The following is a 19,208-nucleotide window of genomic DNA, read 5'->3' as shown; positions in this document are numbered from 1 at the left end:
CGCGTTTTTTATTTGGGCTCCTGCTCGCCGTCATCGCAGCTTCTCGTTCCTGCGGAGCTCGCTGCTCAGCTGCGAGGTCAACCGCGTCGCAGCCCGTCGCGCCGCCAACCCGAAGTCGCCCTTGAACTCCCCGAACTCGGCCGTGCCGTTGCCCACGGCGCGCACGCGCGTGACCTCGGCGCCTGCCGCATCGGTCACCACGCACGAGACCTCGGCCGTGAACGAGGTCGGCGGCCAGCTGATCCATGAGGACGAGCTCGAATCGGTCTTGATGCGCGGCGAGAACACCAGCGACACGCCCGCCGCCTCGTTGGCCTTCGCGTCGCCGGCGGTGCGCAGAACGACGACGTCGCGGTAGACGGCGCGCAACGCGTCGCGTATCGACTTCTCCAGGTCGCGGTACGGGTAGTAGCTCACCCGGTCGCCGCTGCCGCCTGGGGTGATCACTTCCAGGTCTCGATCCGCATCGGTCATCACGTAGGCGACCTTCTTCGGGATGAGGTGCGCCTGCGAGCGAGCCGGTGCGGTCTCGGTGATCATGGTGATCGGGTGCACGCAGCCGGCGAGCAGCAGCAGTGCCGACAGCGCCATGGCCACCGGAAGAGAAGAAGAAAAGGGGAACTGCATCGAAGCGCCTCCTGACCTCTGGGGATCAACGGCCGATGGCCGCCACGAACTGCGGGTCGGCGTACACCTGCCGCAGCAGCGCACGCACGAGGCGCGGATACGCGGCCTGCCCGGCGGGCACCGCGACGATGCTCGCGTAGCTCGAATCGAAGGCGGTCTCGGCGCGGTAGGTCTTGCGCAGGCGCTGCGTGGCGTCGCGCGTGACGGTGATCTCCACGTCCATGCGGCCGGTGCCGTTGATCACGCCGAGGTCGATCTCGTTGGCCAGCACGCGCGCCGCGATGCGCGTGGGCGCCTTCGGGTCGTAGACGGAGATCTCGCTGAGGTCGCGCATCATCGCGTCCTGCAGGTACTGCGCGAAGCTGCCGCTGGGCGACAGCAGCCGGGCACTGCGCAGGCGCACGGTGTTGACCTTGTCGTCCGCATCGGTGGGCTGCGCCTTCGCGAGGGCCACCGGGCCGGGCCGCGTGGCCTCCAGCTTGTCGAGGGTCTCGTAGTCGGCCGCGTAGGGCGGCGCCAGCAATGGCGCGCAGCCGGTGGCCAGAACGGCGGCTGCCAGCGCGCCGGGCAAGAGCAGGCTGCGCAAACGCCAGCCCTGCTGCGAACTAAAGATCGCCATCCGTTCGGTCCCCTCTCTGCATCTTCACGAGGCCCGCGATGCATGCATGGTGCATCGGTGGCGCGTGCTCCCGGCGCGACGGTAGCACGCATCGCGCGGCGCGCGAATGCGTGATGCCGCGAAACCGGAAGGTGCGCGACGGGAGCGGAAAGGACGAACGGACTAAGACGGGCCTCAGACCGGCTCGAGCACGTGGATCAGCTTGCCCGCGGTGAGCTCCTTCGTCTTCTCGCTGTGCGCCTTCATGTGCGGCGCGACCGCGTGCGCCTGCAGGTGCGCCAGCGTTTCCCACTTCTCGATCACGACGAAGGTGTCGGGGCCGAAGCTGGCCTTCGACGCGGGGATGCCCTGCGCATCGACCGTGGCGCCGTACTCGATGCAGCCTGCCTCGGCCAGCACGGCCGCGCGGTTCTCGGCGAAGGCTTCGAGCAGCCTGGCGCGCTGGCCCGGCTTGGCGGTGATGACGGCGACGACGTGGATCATTGAAAAGTCTCCGGTTGGATGAGTGGTGAATGACGACGGTCGAATCTAAGAGATTCGGCGCGGCAGTGCCGGTCAGGTCCGCGACAACGCCGCGGCCTTGTCCCTATCATCGCCTGCATGTTCTTCCCGCTCCCCCGCACGGCCACCGCGCCCTTCTGCCCTTCCGAAGTCAAGGGCAGCGTGGCCGTCCCGCGGGAACTGCCTTTCTTCAAGAAGCTGATGCGCTACGCGGGCCCGGGCCTGCTGGTGTCGGTCGGCTACATGGACCCGGGCAACTGGGCCACCGACATCGAGGCCGGCTCGCGCTTCGGCTACGGGCTGCTGTTCGTGGTGCTGCTGGCGAGCCTGTCTGCCATGCTGCTGCAGACGCTGTGCGTGCGGCTGGGCATCGTCGCACGCAAGGACCTGGCGCGCGCCTGCCGCGAGCATTACTCGCCGCGCGTCAACCGCCTGCTCTGGCTGGGCGCCGAACTCGCCATCGTGGCCTGCGACCTCGCCGAGGTGCTGGGCAGCGCGCTCGCGCTGCACCTGCTGTTCGGTGTGTCGATTCCGGTGGGCATCGGCATCACCGCCTTCGACACGCTGCTGGTGCTGGGCCTGCAGGGCGCGGGCTTCCGGCGCGTGGAGGCCATCGTGCTGGGGCTCGTCGGCACCATCGCGGCCTGCTTCGTCGTCGAGCTCGCGATGTCGCCGCCCAACTGGTTCGGCGTGGCGATGGGCTTCGGGCCCAGCCTGGAGCGGCTGCACCAGCCGGGCGCGCTGTACCTGGCCATCGGCATCGTCGGCGCGACGGTGATGCCCCACAACCTGTACCTGCATTCCTCCATCGTGCAGACGCGCCTGATCGCCGACACCGAGCCCGCGCGACGCGAGGCGGTGCGCTTCTGCACGCTCGACGCGGTGGTGTCGCTCTCGCTCGCGCTGCTGGTCAACGCGGCGATCATGGTGCTGGCGGCCAGTGCCTTCCACGCCACCGGCCACCGCGAGGTGACGGAGATCGACGACGCCTACCGGCTGCTGGAGCCCATCGTCGGCAGCGCCATCGCTGCCACGCTGTTCGGCATCGCGCTGCTGGCTTCGGGCCAGAGCTCGACCTTCACCGGCACGATCGCGGGCCAGATCATCATGGAAGGCTTCCTCGACCTGAAGATCCCGTGCTGGCAGCGCAGGCTCATCACGCGTGCGCTGGCGCTGGGCCCGGCATGGCTGGGCGTGTGGTGGTTCGGCGACGGCGGCGTGGGCAAGATGTTGGTGCTCAGCCAGGTGGTGCTGAGCTTCCAGCTGCCGTTCGCGATGTGGCCGCTGATCCGCTTCACGAGCAGCCGTGCGCTGATGGGCGGCTTCGCCAACGGGCCGGTGGTGAAGTCGCTCGCGTGGCTGCTGTTCGGCGTGATCGGCGCGGCCAACGTGTGGCTCATCGCCTCCGTGGCCACGGGCAATTGAGCCGGCTTCAGGGCGTGCCCGCGTCCTTCCACAGGTGCACCAGCGCTTCGGGCGCCTCGGCTTCCGGCACTTCGAAGCTCACGGAGATTTCCTCGGTGCCCTGCACCAGCACCTCGACCCGATAGAAGCGCTGGTCGCCGCCGCTCACCGTCGCGCCGGGCTGGCCGGCATGGGGTACGGCGCTTTGCAGCGCGTCGCCGATCTGCTGGCGCAGCGCGTCGGTGCAGTCGCCGAGCTGGAAGCTGCGTGGCCGGGACAGGCCCGGCAGGTAGGCCAGCCCGCCTTCGCGCGTCACGCGCACGACGGTGGCTTCATCGAGCGGCGGCAGGCGGATCATGGCTCGGTCACTCCGGTGGCCAGCCATGCATCGGCCACGGCCTTGTGCACCGCGCTGCCCGCGCCGAAGCGACGCGACGCCATCTCGATGCTGAGCGTGGCGAAGGCCGCGAAGTCGGCGTCCGCGCGCAGGCGCCTGTCGCGCAGCGTGTCGTACCAGACGCGGCCCACGCCCTCCCACGCCGGTCCTTCCACGGCAACGGCAGCCAGGTAGAAGGCGCGGTTCGGAATGCCCGAGTTGATGTGCACGCCGCCGTTGTCCTGCGGGGTGGAGACGAAGTCCTTCATGTGCGCGGGCTGCGGGTCCTTGCCGATCACCGGGTCGTCGTAGGCGGTGCCGGGCTCGGCCATCGAGCGCAGGGCCTTCGCCTTCACGCTGGGCATGAAGAGCCCGGCGCCGATCAGCCAGTCGGCCTGCCGCGCGGTCTGCTTCAGGGTGTGCTGCTTCACCAGCACGCCGAACACGTCGCAGATCGATTCGTTCAGCGCGCCGGGCTGTCCCTGGTAGACGAGCGCGGCCTCGTGGTCGATCACGCCGTGCGTGAGTTCGTGGCCGATGATGTCCACCGCGATGGTGAAGCGGTTCATGACCTGGCCGTCGCCGTCGCCGAACACCATCTGCGCGCCGTTCCAGAAGGCGTTGTCGTAGTTCCTGCCGTAATGCACGCTGCCGGTCAGCGGCATGCCCGCGCCGTCGATGGAGTCGCGCTCGTACACCTCGCGGTAGAGCCGCCATGTGGCGCCCAGGTGCTCGTAGGCCTCGTCGGCCGTGATGTCGCCGGTGGCGGGCTTGCCCTCGGTGCGCACCAGCCTGCCGGGCAAATCTGTCTTGTGGCCCGCATCGTGGATGGCGCGCTCAGGCGAATCGGGCCGCGCTGGGCGCACCGGCGTGCCGGTGATGTTCGAGACCGCCGCCGGCGGCACCAGGGCGCGCAGCGCGCGATGTTCGCGGTCGATGGTCAGCGTGTTGGCGGCGCAGTCGCTCAACGGCGGGCTGGCGCTTTCGGCGAGCCGGCTCAGCAGGTACGGCGGCACGAAGGCGGGGGGCAGCATCTGCGGGTCGCGCGAGGGCATGGCAGGCCTTTCTCCAAGTGTCTTTCACGGGTGTCGAACGGGTGTCGACGGTTCCGGAACACCGTAGCAGAAACACAGGCTCGCCCCTGTCGGATCGAGCCTCAAGCCCTGGGCGGCATGTCGTCTTTGCCCAGCGCAGCGGCCATGAAGTCGACGAAAGTTCGCACGCGCGCCGACAGCTGGTGGCGCTGCGGATACACCGCGTAGATGTCGGCGTCGGGCGTGCGGTAGGCGGCGAGCACCTGCACGAGGCGCCCGCTGCGCAGGTAGCGCGCGATGTCCCACTCGGCGCGCATCAGGATGCCGTGGCCGTCGAGCGCCCAGTTGACCGCGATCTCGCCGTCGTTGGTGCTGAGCATGCCGCGCGTCTTCACCGCCTCGGTGCGCTGCGCGCTGCCGCGCCCGGTGCTCAGCCGCCAGATGCCGTAGCCCTCGTCGCCCTGTCGGATGCCGATGCACCGATGGCGCGTGAGGTCGTTGGGCACCTTGGGCAGCCCGGCGCGCGCGATGTAGGCCGGCGAGGCGCACAGCAGGCGCCGGTTCGATGCGATGCGCCGCGCGATCACGCGGGCCTCGGGCGGCGCGCCGAAGCGGATGCAGACGTCGAAGGCGTCATCGGTCAGCGGCGGCGGGTTCACCGAGAGCTGCAGCTGCACTTCGACCTGCGGATGCTTCTTCGCGAACTTCGAGATCAGCGGCGCCACGTGGCTGCGCCCGAAGCCCAGCGTGGCGTTCACGCGCAGCAGCCCCTGGGGCTCGCCCTTCGCGCCGCCGAGCAGCTGCGCCATGTCGTCGATCTCGCCGAGGATGCGGCGCGCGTGCGCCACGTAGAGCTCGCCCTCGGGCGTGAGGCTCATGCGCCGCGTGGTGCGGTTCACCAGCGTGACGCCCAGGCGCGACTCCATCTGCGCGAGCCGCTTGCTCACCGCGGGCGTGCTGATGCCGAGCTCGCGCGCCCCCGCGCTCAGGCTGCCGCTGGCCGCGAGCGTGGAGAAGAAACCAAGGTCGGCGGGCTGTACCGGGGCTGCCATGGTCGATCCGATTGTTGAATTCAGGTTAACGATGGATTCACTTCCGGCGTGAATCGTTCGACGCGGCCGATCCTACAGTGGGAGCCCGACAGAGCACCTACACACGAAGAAGGACATCGACGATGAGCAGCTACAGCATTGCAACCATTCCCGGCGACGGCATCGGCAAGGAAGTGATACCCGCAGGCCGCCAGGTGATGGAGGCGCTGGCCGAGGCCTCGGGCGGCGCGCTGAAGTTCAGCTTCGAGGACTTCGGCTGGGGCGGCGACTGGTACCGCGCGCACGGCGAGATGATGCCGGCCGACGGCCTCGATGCGCTGCGCGGCAAGGACGCGATTCTTTTCGGCTCCGCGGGCGATCCGCACATTCCCGACCACATCACGCTGTGGGGCCTGCGCCTGAAGATCTGCCAGGGCTTCGACCAGTACGCCAACGTGCGGCCCACGCGCATCCTGCCCGGTATCGACGCGCCGCTGAAGCGCTGCAGGGCGGAAGACCTGAACTGGGTGATCGTGCGCGAGAACTCCGAGGGCGAGTACGCCGGCGTCGGCGGCCGCGTGCACCAGGGCCATCCGATCGAGGCCGCCACCGACGTGAGCATGATGACCCGCGCGGGCGTGGAGCGCGTCATGCGCTTCGCCTTCGGGCTGGCGCGCTCGCGCCCTCGCAAGCTGCTCACGGTGGTCACCAAGAGCAACGCGCAGCGCCACGCGATGGTGATGTGGGACGAGATCGCGCTGCAGGTCTCCAAGGAGTTCCCCGACGTGAGCTGGGACAAGGAGCTCGTGGACGCGATGACCGCGCGCATGGTCAACCGGCCCGCCACGCTCGACACCATCGTCGCCACCAACCTGCACGCCGACATCCTCAGCGACCTCGCGGCCGCGCTCGCGGGCAGCCTGGGAATCGCGCCCACCGGCAACATCGACCCGCAGCGGCGCTACCCGTCGATGTTCGAGCCCATCCACGGCTCGGCCTTCGACATCATGGGCAAGGGGCTCGCCAACCCGGTGGGCACCTTCTGGTCGGTGGTGATGCTGCTGGAGCACCTGGGCGAGGCCGAGGCCGCGCGCCGCGTGATGGCGGCGGTGGAGCACGTCACGGCCAACCCCGCGCTGCACACGCGCGACCTCGGCGGCAACGCGACCACCGAGCAGGTGACGCGCGCGGTGTGCGCGCACATAGCGGCCGAGCCGCTGCGGCTGGCGGCCTGATCCGGCCTCAGCCATCCGACGGGCGATTCCACGGTATCCGCGCGCCTCGATGCGCGCATCACAGAACAACGAGCCGGAGACAAGACCATGAACGCTTTCGTGAACGCGCGCCGCAACCGGCGCATCGTGCTGCGGGCCGCAGCTATCGCGCTGGGGCTGGGCGCCACCGCATTCGCCTTCGCGCAGTCCACCCCTGGTTGGCCAGCGCGGCCGATCAGCCTCGTCGTGCCCTTTCCCGCCGGCGGCACCACCGACGTGCTGGCCCGCGCGCTGGCCGACAGGCTCTCGCAGTCGCTGGGCCAGCCGGTCGTGGTCGAGAGCAAGCCCGGCGCCGGCGCCACGCTGGGCGCCGACTACGTGGCGAAGGCAAAGCCCGACGGCTACACGCTGCTGATGGGCGCGGTGCACCACACCATCGCCACCAGCGTCTACAGGAAGCTGCCCTACGACTTCCAGAAGGACCTGGCGCCCATCACCGTGGTGGCGATGGTGCCGAACGTGCTGGTCGTCAACGCCGTGAACACGCCCGCGAAGAACGTGGCCGAACTGGTGGCGCTCGCCAAGGCCGCGCCCGAGAAGCTGGCCTACGGCTCCAACGGCAACGGCACGGCGCAGCACCTGATCGGCACGCAGTTCCAGGCCAGCACCGGCGCGAAGCTGCTGCACGTGCCCTACAAGGGAAGCGGGCCGCTGACCACCGACCTGCTCGGCGGGCAGGTGGCGATGTCCTTCGACACCATCACGCCTGTGCTGCAGCACATCAAGGGCGGCAAGCTGCGCGCGCTGGCCGTGACCACCGCGCGGCGCTCGTCGGTGCTGCCCGAGGTGCCGACGCTGGAGGAGGCCGGGCTCAAGGGCTTCGACATCGGCACCTGGTTCGGCGTGCTCGCGCCGGCGGCCACGCCGAAGGAGATCGTGGCGCGGCTGAACGCCGAGATGGTGAAGATCATCCATTCGCCCGACTTCGCGCAGCGCATGCAGGCCATCGGCGCCGAGCCGCTGGGCGGCACGCAGGAGGAAATGGCGCGGCAGATCCGCGAGGAGACGGCCAAGTTCGCGAAGCTGGTGAAGGAAGGCGGCGTGGCGATCGAATAGCGCCGCAGCGAATGGCGGCCGGCGGCGTGCAGGCGGTTACGCACGCGCACACCTGCGTTCAGCGGCCGGGTCGCCGAGGCCATAGGATCAGGGCTTCCGAAATCACCGCCACCGCCCATGTTCATCGTCACCCTCACCTACATCCGTCCGCTCGAGGAAGTCGATGCGCTGATGGATGCGCACATGGTCTGGCTCAAGAAGCACTACGAAAGCGGTCTTTTCGTGGCCTCGGGCCGGCAGGTGCCGCGCCAGGGTGGCGTGATCCTCGCGCGCTCGGGCGACCGCGAGGGCCTGGAGGCGGTGCTGGCGCGCGACCCCTTCGTGCAGGGCGGGGTGGCGCGCACCGATGTCATCGAGTTCGTGCCGCGCATGACGGCGCCGAGCGTCGAGATCCTCAAGACCTTCTAGATCTTCTCAGCCGCTTCCACCGGCAGCTCCTCGCGCCCGCCGGGATGCCGGGCGAAGCGCGGCGCGTCGTGGCCGTGCACCGGCGCCGGGTCTTTCCAGGGCCAGCCGCCGAACTGTGTGCGGCGGTAGTCGGCCATGGTCTGGCTGATCTCGGCCTGCGTGTTCATCACGAAGGGACCGTACTGCGCCACCGGCTCGGCGATCGGGCGGCCCTGCAGCACCAGGAACTCCGCGGTGTCCGCATCGCCGTTGGCGATCTCGACGGCCACGTCCGCGCGCAGCTCGATGGCAGCCGGGCCCTGCACCTGCTCGCCGCCGACGAGCGCCGTCGCACCCTTGAAGAAGTACAGCATGCGCCGCGTGCCTTCGCCGGCGGCGGCGGGCAGCGTCCAATGCGCGCCGGGCGTCATCTTCAGCGTCCAGATCGCCACGTCGGCATCGGCTTGTGCGGCCCAGGAGTCGGGCGGAGGGGCCAGCGGCTGGATCGGGGCCTGCGCGTCGCCGCCGCCGAGCCGGCCCGCGATCACCGCGACCTCGGTGCGGCCGCCCTTCGCGTTGTCGGAAACGAAGCGCGGGATGGCCTCCGACCAGAACATCGTGAAGTGCGGCTCGGCCATTTTGTTCCTGGCGGGCAGGTTGAGCCAGATCTGGAACAGTTCCAGCGGGTTGGCCGAGGCGGCGTCGAGCAGCGGGAACATCTCCGAATGCACGATGCCCTTGCCGGCCGTGAGCCACTGCACGTCGCCGCCGCCGAAGCGCGCGGTGGCGCCCAGCGAGTCGGAGTGGTCGACAAGGCCCTTGCGCACGATGGTCACGGTCTCGAAGCCGCGGTGCGGGTGCGAGGGAAAGCCCGGCACCGTCTCGCCGTGGTACATGCTCCAGCCGTCCTTGCGGCTGAAGTCCTGGCCGATCTGGCGGCCGGCCAGCGAGGCCTCGGGGCCCATGCGGCCGTTGGCCTTGGGGTAGGCGTCGTCGTGGTAGACGCAGAAGAGAAACGGGTCGATCGTCTGCCACGGAAAGCCCAGGGGGGCGATCCGCACGATGGGGCTCTTGCTGTTGTTGCCGGTCATGGCGCTGCTAATCCTTTCCAGGTGGGACGCGGCCGATGATGCCGCGCCGGTGCCTGGAATATCGGGGCGCCGCCGCCTTGCGGTAGGTGCCTTGCGTGCAACGGTGAAGAGCGCGTATGGAACGATGGGCATCGGTCGTCCTTCTCTTCCGGCGGCCTGCCGGCGCCTTACTGCTTCGGCATCTCGGCGTTCGGGTCCATGTAGACCAGCTCCCACAGGTGGCCGTCGATGTCCTGGAAGCCGTGGCCGTACATGAAGCCGTAGTCCTTCGGCTCGGTCGGCGTGGTGCCGCCGGCGGCCTTGGCCTTGGCCACGAGTTCGTCGACCTCGGCGCGGCTCTCGCACGACAGGCACAGCAGCACTTCGGTGCTCTTGGCGGTGTCGGTGATGCTCTTGGTGGTGAAGGTCTTGAAGAACTCCTCGACCAGCAGCATCACGTGGATGCTGTCCTTCTGGACGACCATGCACGCGGCATTGGCGTCGGTGAACTGCTCGTTGAAGGTGTAGCCCAGCGCGGCGAAGAACGCCTTGGTCTTGTCGAGGTTCTTGACGGGGAGGTTCACGAAGATTTGCTTGGTGGCCATGGTGTCGTCCTGTCGATGAAGAAGAGAAGTGGGTTGTGGAGGTGCTTTCCGACGTCTTGTGTACGCCGTCCACAAACGATATCAAATCAAATGGACGGCGTCCACATCTTTTTTCGACGCCGGTTGGCAACGGGGAACAAAGCCGTGGACCGGGGAAAAAGCGGAGGACCGCGATGAGAACAGGCAGGCCGAAGGCAGAGCTGGTGTTGAGTGATGACGAGCGAATGCAGTTGCAGTCGTTCGCGCGCAGCCGCTCGCTGCCTGCCGCGCTGGGCAATCGCGCACGCCTAGTGTTGGCCAGCGCCGAGGGCGAGCCGAATAGCGCGATTGCCGAACGGCTGAAGATGACCAAGCAGACGGTGGGCAAATGGCGCACGCGGTTCATCGAGCGGCGCATTGCTGGGCTGTACGACGACGTGCGCCCGGGCCAGCCGCGCACGATCGACGACGAACGCGTGGCGCATCTGATCAAGACGACTCTGCACACCAAGCCAGCCAACGGCTGGACGCACTGGAGCGTACGTACGGTAGCCGCCGAGACCGGCATCTCCAAGACCTGTGTGCAGCGCTACTTCCAGCTCTTTGGCCTGCAGCCGCACCGCAGCGAGAGATTCAAGCTGTCCAACGACCCGTTCTTCATCGAGAAGCTGCGCGATGTGGTCGGCCTGTATCTGAGCCCACCGGACAACGCGTTGCTCATCTGCGTGGACGAGAAGAGTCAGTGCCAGGCGCTGGAGCGCACGCAACCCATGCTGCCGATGGGGTTCGGCTATGTCGAGGGCTTCACCCACGACTACAAGTGCCATGGCACGAGCACGCTGTTCGCGGTTCTTAAGGTGCTCAATGGTGCGGTGCTCGCGGCATGCAAGCCGCGTCATCGGCATCAGGAGTTCCTGTCGTTCCTGCGTGAGATCGGCAAGGCCGTGCCGCTTGAGACTCGTGCAACGCATCGATCGCTTCGTCGCTGCCTACAACACCGAATGCCAGCCCTTCAAGTGGACCGCCACCGCCGACTCGATCCTTGAGAAGCTGCATCGACTTTGTTCACGTATCAGCGGGATAGGACACCAGCGCAGCGCAGACCACAAGAGGTTTCAGAGCCGGGCTCTGCGGCCCGCTCACTTGCGGGAGCTGGGGCGCATCCTGAGGCAGGACAAGCCGCTCCCCCAGGGATGTAGATCCTGGCGGCGCCGCGCGCATCGCCGGGGTGGAGGGCAAAGCCCGGTTCAGGATCGCGTCTACACGCGCTCAATAGCCACGCGACCGGTCGACGACGTTCAGGAGCGGCTCGTCGCGTTGGTGGCGGCGAAGGTTCTCGAGCAAGATGGGTGCGGCTGTCTCAGGCTGAGTCATGCTCGCCACGTGGGGGGTCAGGAACACACGCGGATGGGTCCAGAAGGGATGTTCCGCCGGCAGCGGCTCGGGGTCGGTCACATCGAGGATCGCACGCGAGAGCCGCCCCGAATCCAGTGCCTCGACGAGATCCGCATCCACGAGGTGCGGACCGCGGCCGACATTGATCAATGCCGCGCCGGAAGGCAGTGCGGCAAAGAGCTTGCGATCCAGGATGCCCTTGGTGGCCGGAGTGAGCGGCAAGAGGCAAATCAGGACGTCGCAGCTTTCGAGAAAAGACTGCAACTGATCATCACCGGCGAAACTCTCCACGCCCTTCAACTGGCGCGAAGATCGGTTCCATCCACGCAACCTGAAGCCATACGAGGCCAGCCGTTTCAGTACGGCAAGTCCGAGCACACCCATGCCCATGACGCCGATTGTGCGGGCCGAGGCAGGCGGCACCTCGAGCGCGTTCCAGGTGCGCGCGGTCTTCGCTGCGACATAGTCGAACAAATCGCGATGAAGGGCAAGGACAGCGAGACTCACGTACTCCACCATCCCGTTGATGATCCCAGGCTCCACCATACGCACGATGGGGATATGCGCCGGGACGGCGGTGAAGTCGACGTGGTCGATGCCGGCGCCCGAGGAGAACAGCACCTTCAGCCGGGGCAGCGAAGCGAGCAACTCGGCCGGCGCTTGCCAGGCGATCAGATACTCGATCTCGTGAAGGTTTCCGGCGTTGGGCCAGACTCGGAAGTCTAGGTCTGGGGCATGTTGGGCGAAGTAGCGCGCCCAGGCTGCAGCGCGCGGTGCGTCCGAGCGGTAGAGGATGCTCATGGGTTACCAGCCTCCCACCCAGCCGTCGAATAATCCCTCCGGCAGCGTCTCTTCATTGGCGCCGCGAAGGAAGTCGAAGTCGCAGCCGAGATGCGCCTGCTCCACATGCTGGTCGTAGAGCTTGCGGTAGCCGCGCGCATGCACGCGCGGCGGGGGCTGCCACTCCCTGCGTCGACGCTCGAGCTCCTCGGGTGCCACGCAGAGTTGCAGCCGGCGCGCGGGGACATCGAGCTCGATGATGTCGCCATCGCGCACCAAGGCGAGCGGACCGCCGATCGCAGCCTCGGGGGAAACGTGTAGCAAGGCCGCACCGTAGGCGGTGCCGCTCATGCGCGCATCGGAGATGCGCAGCATGTCACGCACGCCGCGCTCGAGCAGCTTGCGCGGGAGCGGCAGCATGCCCCATTCCGGCATCGCGGCGCCCACCGGGCCGGCGTTGCGCAGGATCAGCACGCTGTGCTCGTCGATGCCCAGGGCGGGGTCGTCGATGCGGTCGGCAATGGTCTGCACATTCTCGAACACCACCGCGCGGCCGCGATGGCGAAACAGCTTCGGGTCGGCGGCACAGGCCTTCATCACGGCGCCATCCGGTGCGAGATTGCCCTTCACCACGACCAGGGTCTCGCCGGGCTTCACCGGATTGTGCAGAGGCCGGATGACCTCTGCGTCGAGCACCTCGGCGGTTTCGATGATCTCGCCGATCGTGCGCCCATCGATGGTCCGCGCGTCCAGGTGCAGTAGCGGCTTGAGCGTCTTGAGCAGGGCGGGCACGCCGCCGGCCGTCATCAGCCGTTCGGTCAGGTGCTCGCCAGCGGGCTGGACATTCGCGATGAGCGGCACGCGGCGCGCGATCTCGTCGAAACGGTCCAGAGTCAACGGCACGCCCACGCGGCCGGCGAGCGCCAGCAGGTGGATGATGGCGTTCGTCGAGCCTCCCACCGCGCACAGCAGCGTGATAGCGTTGTCGAAGGCTCGCGCGTCGAGGATTTCCTCCGGGCGGGGGCCGCCTTCGGAAGCCAGATGCACGCTGCGGCGACCTGCTTCGCGAGCGCAGTGGCTGCGACGGCGGTCGGCCGCAGGCACCAGGCTGCTGCCGGGCAGCGCAACGCCCAGCGCTTCGCAGATCGCCGACATCGAAGAGGCGGTGCCCATCTCGGCGCAATGGCCCACCGTGCCCATGACGCTGCGCTCGAAGGACGCGAAGTCGCATTGGGACTCGCCGGCGCGCAACTGGTCGATCAGGCGCCACACCCCCGTGGCGTTGGCCAGCTGGCCACCCGTGGCCGAGCGCGGCGTCGCGGGGCCGCTCGCCAGGAAAACGAAGGGGGTCCTGGCGCTGGCCGCCCCCATGAGCAAGGCCGGCTGCGTCTTGTCGCAACCACCGAGCAGCACCACCGCGTCGAAGGGATAGCCGCGCAGGGTTTCTTCCACCTCCATCGCGAGCAGGTTGCGAAACGGGAACGAGGTCGGCTTGATGATGTTCTCGCTGATCGACATCAGCGGAATCTCGAAGGGGATGCCGCCGGCCTCCAGCACGCCCGTGCGCACCTCCTCTGCGAGTGCCCGCAGATTGAGGTTGCAGGGATTGATGTCGGACCAGGTGTTGAGGATGCCCACCACGGGTCGCGTCATGAGGTCTTCGCGGCTCCATCCGGCCGCGGCCAGGGTGGAGCGGTGCACGAAGCCAGGCAGGTCATCCTTGCGGAACCAGCGCGCGCTACGCAGCGGCCGGCTTTGCGAAGTCTTGTTGTCACTCATGGGATCGATCTCCAAAGAATTGGAGAGATGCTAGTTGCGAGGCTCTCGATTGCCCTGCCGTTTACGCCGGGGCATTCGGCACGAATGCCTCGGCCTTGGCCATGCAATTGGCAGATTCCGATGGATACCGCCCGAATGCGGGCGGTGCGCAGGGTGGCAAGCCGGGCAGAGAAGCACTGGCTCGTCGCGAGTGCGGCACAAACGAGCCGCGCACCTCGCCATTTCCATTCTTTGCTGCGCCGCGGCCACGCCGAACAGCAACATCTTTGGTGCCCGCTGCGTAGCATTTGACGCACCGAAATCGACCGCTTCGTACCTGCTCGATCCCGCATTTCCCGCCGCGCTTCGACCTTCTTTCATCCACCCTTCCAGGAAACCCCGTCATGACCTTCCGCCCCAAGTACATCACCTTCGACTGCTACGGCACGCTGACCTACTTCCCCATGCACCAGGTGGCGTACGACATCTATGGCGACCAGTTGCCGCCCGAGCAGATGCGCGTGTTCGTCAAGGAGTTCGCCGACTATCGCTTTGACGAAGTGATGGGTGACTGGAAGCCCTATGCCGAGGTGCTCAAGTCGGCGGTGTCCCGCGTGTGCAAGCGCCACGGCCTTGTCTACCGCGACGAGGACGCTCTGAAGTTCTACAACGCCGTGCCCACCTGGGGGCCGCACGCCGACGTGCCGCATGCACTGACGCGCGTGGGCAAGAAGATCCCGCTGGTGATCCTGTCGAACGCGATGAACGAGCAGATCCATTCCAACGTCGCCAAGCTCGAGGCACCGTTCCACAAGGTGTACACCGCGCAGGATGCCCAAGCCTACAAGCCGCGGTTCGCGGCCTACGAGTACATGCTGGACCAGCTCGGTTGCGGGCCGGAGGACATCCTGCATGTGTCGGCCAATCCGCGCTACGACATCTTTCCGGCCGACAGCCTAGGCATCAAGAACAAGGTCTTCGTCAACCGCGGCCACGAGCCACGTCCCAACGAAGCATTCAACTTCGCGGAGATCCGTGACATTAACGGTCTGCCCGCCTTGGTCGGCCTGTGAACCCGTGCTCTGCACCCGCTTACTAGAGTCCGAGTAGGCGCACATCCACTTCCGGCCTGGAATCCCTATACGCCCTTCGGGTACTACGCGCGTCGGGTACTGGCCGTGAACAGGGAATCGAAGATTTCGATGCACAGAATCGATTGACAGTTTTTGCAGTAAACACATCGCGCGACGCGCAGGAGCAATCATGACCGTGGCCCTAGTGCTGCATCGCGCCGGCGGCGCACCCGTATCAACCGTCTTCCGCAGGGCACCGTTCGGCAAGGATGATCCTTTTTCGCGGCATCGCGAGATTGCGTGGGAAGGACCGGACTCGATGATCTCGGGTCGCGTCAGTTTCATCGGTGAGCTCGAAGTCGCAAGCTTTCCCCACATCGAAACCATTGTCGTGGTCGAAGGTGAGCTGACCCTGACCGTCGCCGGGGAGGCTCCGCTGGTGGTCGGCCCACAAGCGGGGGCTGTCATCGGTTCCGGTACCTCGCTCCATATCCAAGCCGGATCTCGCGTTCGTTTCGTGTTTTGCGCGGCCGGTTGCGATCGGCCGACGAAACGCGGCCTCTTCCCTCTGCACGCCGACGCCAACTTCAAGCCCACCGCCACGTTGCCCGCGGAAGTATTACTGAGTCCCTCGCCGGAGTGTCGCAGCGACAAAGTCTTTGCCGACGACGCGGCGCAGTACCTCGCGGGCACCTGGGACTCGACCCCTTACCACCGGATCGTTCGCCCGCATCGCATGAACGAGTTCATGCATCTCCTGGACGGCAACGTGCAGTTCGCAGCGCCTGATGGCGGCGTGCTGTCGGCGGGCGCGGGCGATGCGGTTTTCGTGCCCCAGGGTGCACTGATCGGTTGGGAAAGCCGCGATCGCGTCGCGAAGTTCTACGTCGTTCAGAGCGCCCGGGCCTGAATGGGCGACGAGATTCACCACGTCTCCTCCGCTGCGTCACATCCAAACTCCCGTAACTCTGCCGGCCTCGGCTGACGCCGCCGTGATCGGCGGCGGCATCATCGGCGTCTTCGCCGCCTACCACCTGGCCAAGCGCAGCGTTTCCGTGGTCTTGGTCGAAAAGGGCAGGATCGGCGCCGAACAATCGAGCCGCAGCTGGGGCTGGTGTCGGCAGCAGAACCGCGATGCTCGCGAACTGCCGTTGGCGAGCAAGAGCCTTGACCTGTGGGAACGATTTGCGGCCGAGAGCGGTGAAGACATGGGTTTCATCGCTGCGGGCAGCCGTATCTCAGCAATGATGAGGCCGAAATTTCCCGCCGGGCCAGTTGGCGCGATTTTGCGAGAACCGCAGACGTGACGACCCACATGCTGAGCGGCCGCGAGGCGACCGAGCGCGGGCGTGCAACCGGCCGCCCTTGGGGAGGTGGCGTGTTCTCGCCCAGCGACGGCACTGCCGATCCTGCCAAGGCGGCGCCGGCCGTGGCCGCTGCGCTCATGAAGCGTTTCGGGGCCTTGGCCATGAGCACCTGCGTGACGTAGTCTGAGGCGATCACGGTGAAGTGTCGTCGCGCCTTGGGCGGGTCGAACTCGGGCTGCACATCCAGTGTGGTGTCGGGACATTCGGCATGCGGGGATCACGCTGGCCACCCGTCACCGCGATGATCTTGACTTGAGCGGCGTCGGCGCGGGGCTTCGACGCCGCATCGAACGTCAGGTCGAGCAGCCCCGCCGCGACATCCGCTGCTGCCGCAGACGTCGACTTGTACGGAACGGGATCGTGCCAGTCCGGAAGTTAGTTCACCGGGGGCACCGGGAAACTCGGTGATGCGACCGCGATTGCGAGAGGTGAAATGAACGGGGCATCATGGTCGCCATGGAAATCGAGTTCAAGTTCTGCATCCCTCCCGGCCGCCTGAAGGCCGTCGAGACCGCCCTCAGGCGCGGCACCGTCGAGCGCACCCGCCTGCAGGCCCGCTATTTCGACACCGCCGACCAGCGGCTGGCCGCCGACGGCATGGTGCTGCGGCTGCGCAAGGAGGGGCGGCGCTGGGTTCAGACCGTCAAGGCCACCGGTGACAACGCCCTGCACCGGCTGGAGCACAACGTCGATCTGGGCACGACGGGCCTGGCGCCGCAGATCGATCCCCAGCGCCACCAGGGCACGCCTGTGGGCGAGCGGCTTGCGAAATTGCTGGCGGATGGCACGCAATTGGTCGAACGGCAATCGACCGACATCGTGCGGCTCACGCGCGACGTGCGCGTCACCGGGCCCGGCGGCGCGGTGGTCGAGATGGCGCTGGACGTCGGCAAGGTCGTCGCCCACGCCGGCACGCCCGAGCAGCGCGAATCGCCGGTGTGCGAGCTCGAACTGGAACTCAAGCGCGGCGACGTGCAGGGCTTGGTCTCGCTCGCGCGGCGCTGGTCGCAACAGCACGGGCTGTGGTTCAGCACCGTCTCGAAGGCCGAACGCGGCGCGCGGCTGCTTGCGGCGCAGGAGACCGTGGAAGCCGTGAAGGCCGAGCCGCCGCGCTTCGCCGACCAGCACCCCGACGGCCTGGCCATCCGGCAGGCCGTAGTCGCCTCGTGCCTCGCGCAGATGCTGCCGAACGCGAGCGAGATCGCCGCGGGCAGCACCGACGAGGAGCAGATCCACCAGCTGCGCATCGGCATCCGCCGCCTGCGCACCGCCCTGCGCGAACTCGCGCCGCTCGACCCCGCCTCCGGCCTCGCCGAAGCCGCCGAATGGGAGCCTCCGCTCGTCGACGCCTTCCGCGCCCTCGGTGCACTGCGCGACCGCGAGCAGGTCGTGAAGCTGGCCCAGCCGCGCCTGCGCGAAGCCGGCGCGCCCGACTTCGACCCGCTGGCCGCCGACGATGCCGCCGCAGCCGATGCGCCCTCGCCCAGCGATATCGTGCGCGCCCCGGCCTTCCAGAACGTGCTCGTCTCGCTGATCGGCTTCACCGCGGCGAAGCCGGCCGAACCGGCGCCCGAGACTGCCGCGGAAGGCGATCCGCCATCAGCACCGGTAGGCGCCAACGACGCCCGCCGCCTTCTGCGAAAGCGCCTGCGGCGGCTCCACAAGCAGGTGTTGCGCGACGGCGAGCGCTTCGAATCGCTGGACACCGAAAGCCAGCACCGCGTGCGCAAGCGCCTCAAGCGCCTGCGCTACCTCGCAGAGTTCGTGGCGCCACTGTTCGACGAGAAGGAAGAAGGCGGCGCCGCCGGCCGCTACCTGAAGGCCCTTCGTCCCGCGCAGGACGCGCTCGGCGAATTCAACGACGAGGCCGTCGCGCTCGCCCTGTACCGCGAGGCCACCGCGCGCGACGCGCGCGCATGGTTCGCGGTGGGATGGTTCACCACGCGGCACGCGGCCGGGGCGAAGGCCTGCCGCAAGGCGCTCGCGAAGATCGAGGATGCGGCGAGGTTCTGGAAGAAGCGGGGCTAGTTGCCGAAGTCCAGAGCCAGCTGGGAGTCTGGCAGCGAGGGATCAAGCCGGCGAGCAGCCAGGTGCTTCGCCACGTATCCCGTGGTCCACGCTAAGAAGGAAATCCAGCAGAGCCAGATCGCGAAGGCGATCAGAAGCACGCAGGTCCAGCGCTGGTCCTTCAGCGAATCTTTGATGAACGCGGCTGTGTCCTTGTCCTTGAGGACGCCGCAAAGAATGCCTACTTCGTTCTCGGTGAAAGATGTCCGGGTTGCGTTGAGGCTCGCCGGTTGCGAGCAGTCGTCGATACGCAGCGGCTCGGGGCCGAATGGAAAGACGGCTCGAAGTGACTTCGCCTGGGTCGCAGTGGCTGCGAAGGTTCGCTGCGTTGCTTTCAGCGTCAGGAAGGCCTGATCAAGAGAGAGCGCCGTCGTGCTGACGATGAAGAGCAGCATTCCGATGGCGACGCCAGCAAGCCGCAGTCCCTGGAGCAGATGCGACGGCAGCTTGTGCTGCCTGATCTGGCGAAGCTCCACGTCGAAAAGCTCACCGCACATGCTCAGCGCCCTCATCTGCACGCCATTGTGTTTTGCCCATTGAATGAGCTGCCGGGCCTGCTCTAGGCTGTTGACCTTCACTCCAGCGAACAGGCGAAACGAGATCAGGCTGGTTTGCTCATCGATGAATGCGCGAACTTCCGGATCGGTGATCTCCTGCTTGCCATGAACAAGCTGCCAGAGCCGGTGCACCAGCACATGGAGCGACTCCGTCTGCCATATGACCCAGACGAAGGCCAAGCAGATGAGCGAAGGAGCTGCAATGCTCAGAAAACTGGAAAGACTGGGGAGTGTGGCGAAGTCCATCG

At 67.4% G+C, this 19,208-nt stretch carries 18 protein-coding genes and 2 pseudogenes; 9 read left to right on the top strand and 11 right to left on the bottom strand.

Translation table 11 applies throughout. The annotated features are described in order from the left end of the window. Positions 1–30: 30 nt before the first annotated feature. The 3 genes from ABL843_RS31095 to ABL843_RS31085 form a co-directional block, all read right to left on the bottom strand. The gene (locus ABL843_RS31095) at positions 31–627 is read right to left on the bottom strand and encodes a hypothetical protein (RefSeq protein WP_418118537.1); all 597 of its coding nucleotides are present in this window, start codon (positions 625–627) and stop codon (positions 31–33) included. A 25-nt stretch (positions 628–652) separates the two neighbouring features. Continuing rightward, complete coding sequence (locus tag ABL843_RS31090; RefSeq protein ID WP_418118536.1) at positions 653–1,246, bottom strand: hypothetical protein; 594 nt, start codon at positions 1,244–1,246, stop codon at positions 653–655. A gap of 174 nt (positions 1,247–1,420) precedes the next feature. Beyond that, complete coding sequence (locus ABL843_RS31085; protein WP_126020947.1) at positions 1,421–1,729, bottom strand: putative quinol monooxygenase; 309 nt, start codon at positions 1,727–1,729, stop codon at positions 1,421–1,423. A 117-nt stretch (positions 1,730–1,846) separates the two neighbouring features. Between ABL843_RS31085 and ABL843_RS31080 the strand changes: the two genes are divergently transcribed. Continuing rightward, a complete protein-coding gene (locus tag ABL843_RS31080) occupies positions 1,847–3,172 on the top strand; it encodes an Nramp family divalent metal transporter (protein WP_418118535.1) in 1,326 nt (441 codons plus the stop codon). 7 nt (positions 3,173–3,179) lie between these two features. Here the strand turns inward: ABL843_RS31080 and ABL843_RS31075 are convergent, their stop codons facing one another. The 3 genes from ABL843_RS31075 to ABL843_RS31065 all read right to left on the bottom strand — a co-directional run bounded on the left by ABL843_RS31075 (position 3,180) and on the right by ABL843_RS31065 (position 5,613). After that, entirely contained in the window at positions 3,180–3,509 is a 330-nt protein-coding gene (locus ABL843_RS31075) for a protealysin inhibitor emfourin (protein WP_418118534.1), read from the bottom strand. Further along, the gene (locus ABL843_RS31070) at positions 3,506–4,582 is read right to left on the bottom strand and encodes a M4 family metallopeptidase (RefSeq protein WP_418118533.1); all 1,077 of its coding nucleotides are present in this window, start codon (positions 4,580–4,582) and stop codon (positions 3,506–3,508) included. Before ABL843_RS31070 ends, ABL843_RS31075 begins: the two co-directional genes overlap by 4 nt. A gap of 101 nt (positions 4,583–4,683) precedes the next feature. Then, on the bottom strand, positions 4,684–5,613 hold the full coding sequence (locus tag ABL843_RS31065) for a LysR family transcriptional regulator (protein ID WP_418118532.1): 930 nt from the start codon (positions 5,611–5,613) through the stop codon (positions 4,684–4,686). 122 nt (positions 5,614–5,735) lie between these two features. Between ABL843_RS31065 and ABL843_RS31060 the strand changes: the two genes are divergently transcribed. The 3 genes from ABL843_RS31060 to ABL843_RS31050 all read left to right on the top strand — a co-directional run bounded on the left by ABL843_RS31060 (position 5,736) and on the right by ABL843_RS31050 (position 8,330). Beyond that, the gene (locus ABL843_RS31060) at positions 5,736–6,827 is read left to right on the top strand and encodes a tartrate dehydrogenase (protein WP_418118531.1); all 1,092 of its coding nucleotides are present in this window, start codon (positions 5,736–5,738) and stop codon (positions 6,825–6,827) included. A gap of 87 nt (positions 6,828–6,914) precedes the next feature. Further along, entirely contained in the window at positions 6,915–7,922 is a 1,008-nt protein-coding gene (locus ABL843_RS31055) for a tripartite tricarboxylate transporter substrate binding protein (RefSeq protein WP_418118530.1), read from the top strand. Between the two features lie 117 nt (positions 7,923–8,039). Next, on the top strand, positions 8,040–8,330 hold the full coding sequence (locus ABL843_RS31050; protein WP_184639207.1) for a YciI family protein: 291 nt from the start codon (positions 8,040–8,042) through the stop codon (positions 8,328–8,330). Here ABL843_RS31050 and ABL843_RS31045 read toward each other — a convergent pair. Both ABL843_RS31045 and ABL843_RS31040 read right to left on the bottom strand, forming a co-directional pair. Continuing rightward, on the bottom strand, positions 8,327–9,400 hold the full coding sequence (locus ABL843_RS31045; RefSeq protein WP_418118529.1) for a pirin family protein: 1,074 nt from the start codon (positions 9,398–9,400) through the stop codon (positions 8,327–8,329). The genes ABL843_RS31050 and ABL843_RS31045 overlap by 4 nt on opposite strands. A 167-nt stretch (positions 9,401–9,567) precedes the next feature. Beyond that, complete coding sequence (locus ABL843_RS31040) at positions 9,568–9,984, bottom strand: VOC family protein (RefSeq protein WP_184639211.1); 417 nt, start codon at positions 9,982–9,984, stop codon at positions 9,568–9,570. Between the two features lie 173 nt (positions 9,985–10,157). On the opposite strand from ABL843_RS31040, the pseudogene ABL843_RS31035 reads away from it, so the two are divergent. Continuing rightward, positions 10,158–11,052: pseudogene (locus ABL843_RS31035) on the top strand (IS630 family transposase); the annotation flags it as partial. Between the two features lie 180 nt (positions 11,053–11,232). Here the strand turns inward: ABL843_RS31035 and ABL843_RS31030 are convergent. Further along, positions 11,233–12,159: a 2-hydroxyacid dehydrogenase gene (locus ABL843_RS31030; RefSeq protein WP_418120539.1), complete on the bottom strand. Its 927-nt coding sequence runs from the start codon at positions 12,157–12,159 to the stop codon at positions 11,233–11,235. Between the two features lie 3 nt (positions 12,160–12,162). Beyond that, a complete protein-coding gene (locus ABL843_RS31025) occupies positions 12,163–13,917 on the bottom strand; it encodes a dihydroxy-acid dehydratase (RefSeq protein ID WP_418118528.1) in 1,755 nt (584 codons plus the stop codon). A gap of 383 nt (positions 13,918–14,300) precedes the next feature. On the opposite strand from ABL843_RS31025, the gene ABL843_RS31020 reads away from it, so the two are divergent. From ABL843_RS31020 to ABL843_RS31005, 4 genes and pseudogenes are all read left to right on the top strand, one after another. Then, complete coding sequence (locus tag ABL843_RS31020; RefSeq protein WP_418118527.1) at positions 14,301–14,969, top strand: haloacid dehalogenase type II; 669 nt, start codon at positions 14,301–14,303, stop codon at positions 14,967–14,969. 190 nt (positions 14,970–15,159) lie between these two features. After that, a complete protein-coding gene (locus tag ABL843_RS31015; protein WP_418118526.1) occupies positions 15,160–15,879 on the top strand; it encodes a cupin domain-containing protein in 720 nt (239 codons plus the stop codon). Between the two features lie 31 nt (positions 15,880–15,910). Next, a pseudogene (locus ABL843_RS31010) lies at positions 15,911–16,434 on the top strand (NAD(P)/FAD-dependent oxidoreductase); the annotation flags it as partial. Between the two features lie 349 nt (positions 16,435–16,783). Beyond that, positions 16,784–18,364, top strand: coding sequence for a CHAD domain-containing protein (locus ABL843_RS31005; protein ID WP_418118525.1), 1,581 nt, complete (start codon positions 16,784–16,786; stop codon positions 18,362–18,364). On the opposite strand, the gene ABL843_RS31000 is transcribed toward ABL843_RS31005, so the two are convergent. Continuing rightward, complete coding sequence (locus ABL843_RS31000) at positions 18,361–19,206, bottom strand: DUF6216 family protein (protein WP_418118524.1); 846 nt, start codon at positions 19,204–19,206, stop codon at positions 18,361–18,363. The two genes, ABL843_RS31005 and ABL843_RS31000, sit on opposite strands and share 4 nt — an antisense overlap. Positions 19,207–19,208 lie beyond the last annotated feature (2 nt).

This window comes from Variovorax sp. 350MFTsu5.1 (assembly GCF_048302515.1).
Lineage (GTDB): Bacteria > Pseudomonadota > Gammaproteobacteria > Burkholderiales > Burkholderiaceae_C > Variovorax > Variovorax guangxiensis.
This window is presented reverse-complemented; position numbering and strand designations above follow the sequence as displayed.

Bases quoted from the DNA above. Each gene is read 5' to 3' on its own strand.
- ABL843_RS31050 (WP_184639207.1), top strand. From the start codon at position 8,040: ATGTTCATCGTCACCCTCACCTACATCCGTCCGCTCGAGGAAGTCGAT.
- ABL843_RS31070 (WP_418118533.1), bottom strand. From the start codon at position 4,582: ATGCCCTCGCGCGACCCGCAGATGCTGCCCCCCGCCTTCGTGCCGCCG.
- ABL843_RS31085 (WP_126020947.1), bottom strand. From the start codon at position 1,729: ATGATCCACGTCGTCGCCGTCATCACCGCCAAGCCGGGCCAGCGCGCC.
- ABL843_RS31005 (WP_418118525.1), top strand. From the start codon at position 16,784: ATGGTCGCCATGGAAATCGAGTTCAAGTTCTGCATCCCTCCCGGCCGC.
- ABL843_RS31045 (WP_418118529.1), bottom strand. From the start codon at position 9,400: ATGACCGGCAACAACAGCAAGAGCCCCATCGTGCGGATCGCCCCCCTG.
- ABL843_RS31015 (WP_418118526.1), top strand. From the start codon at position 15,160: ATGACCGTGGCCCTAGTGCTGCATCGCGCCGGCGGCGCACCCGTATCA.
- ABL843_RS31055 (WP_418118530.1), top strand. From the start codon at position 6,915: ATGAACGCTTTCGTGAACGCGCGCCGCAACCGGCGCATCGTGCTGCGG.
- ABL843_RS31040 (WP_184639211.1), bottom strand. From the start codon at position 9,984: ATGGCCACCAAGCAAATCTTCGTGAACCTCCCCGTCAAGAACCTCGAC.
- ABL843_RS31030 (WP_418120539.1), bottom strand. From the start codon at position 12,159: ATGAGCATCCTCTACCGCTCGGACGCACCGCGCGCTGCAGCCTGGGCG.
- ABL843_RS31075 (WP_418118534.1), bottom strand. From the start codon at position 3,509: ATGATCCGCCTGCCGCCGCTCGATGAAGCCACCGTCGTGCGCGTGACG.
- ABL843_RS31095 (WP_418118537.1), bottom strand. From the start codon at position 627: ATGCAGTTCCCCTTTTCTTCTTCTCTTCCGGTGGCCATGGCGCTGTCG.
- ABL843_RS31025 (WP_418118528.1), bottom strand. From the start codon at position 13,917: ATGAGTGACAACAAGACTTCGCAAAGCCGGCCGCTGCGTAGCGCGCGC.
- ABL843_RS31080 (WP_418118535.1), top strand. From the start codon at position 1,847: ATGTTCTTCCCGCTCCCCCGCACGGCCACCGCGCCCTTCTGCCCTTCC.
- ABL843_RS31065 (WP_418118532.1), bottom strand. From the start codon at position 5,613: ATGGCAGCCCCGGTACAGCCCGCCGACCTTGGTTTCTTCTCCACGCTC.
- ABL843_RS31090 (WP_418118536.1), bottom strand. From the start codon at position 1,246: ATGGCGATCTTTAGTTCGCAGCAGGGCTGGCGTTTGCGCAGCCTGCTC.
- ABL843_RS31020 (WP_418118527.1), top strand. From the start codon at position 14,301: ATGACCTTCCGCCCCAAGTACATCACCTTCGACTGCTACGGCACGCTG.
- ABL843_RS31000 (WP_418118524.1), bottom strand. From the start codon at position 19,206: ATGGACTTCGCCACACTCCCCAGTCTTTCCAGTTTTCTGAGCATTGCA.
- ABL843_RS31060 (WP_418118531.1), top strand. From the start codon at position 5,736: ATGAGCAGCTACAGCATTGCAACCATTCCCGGCGACGGCATCGGCAAG.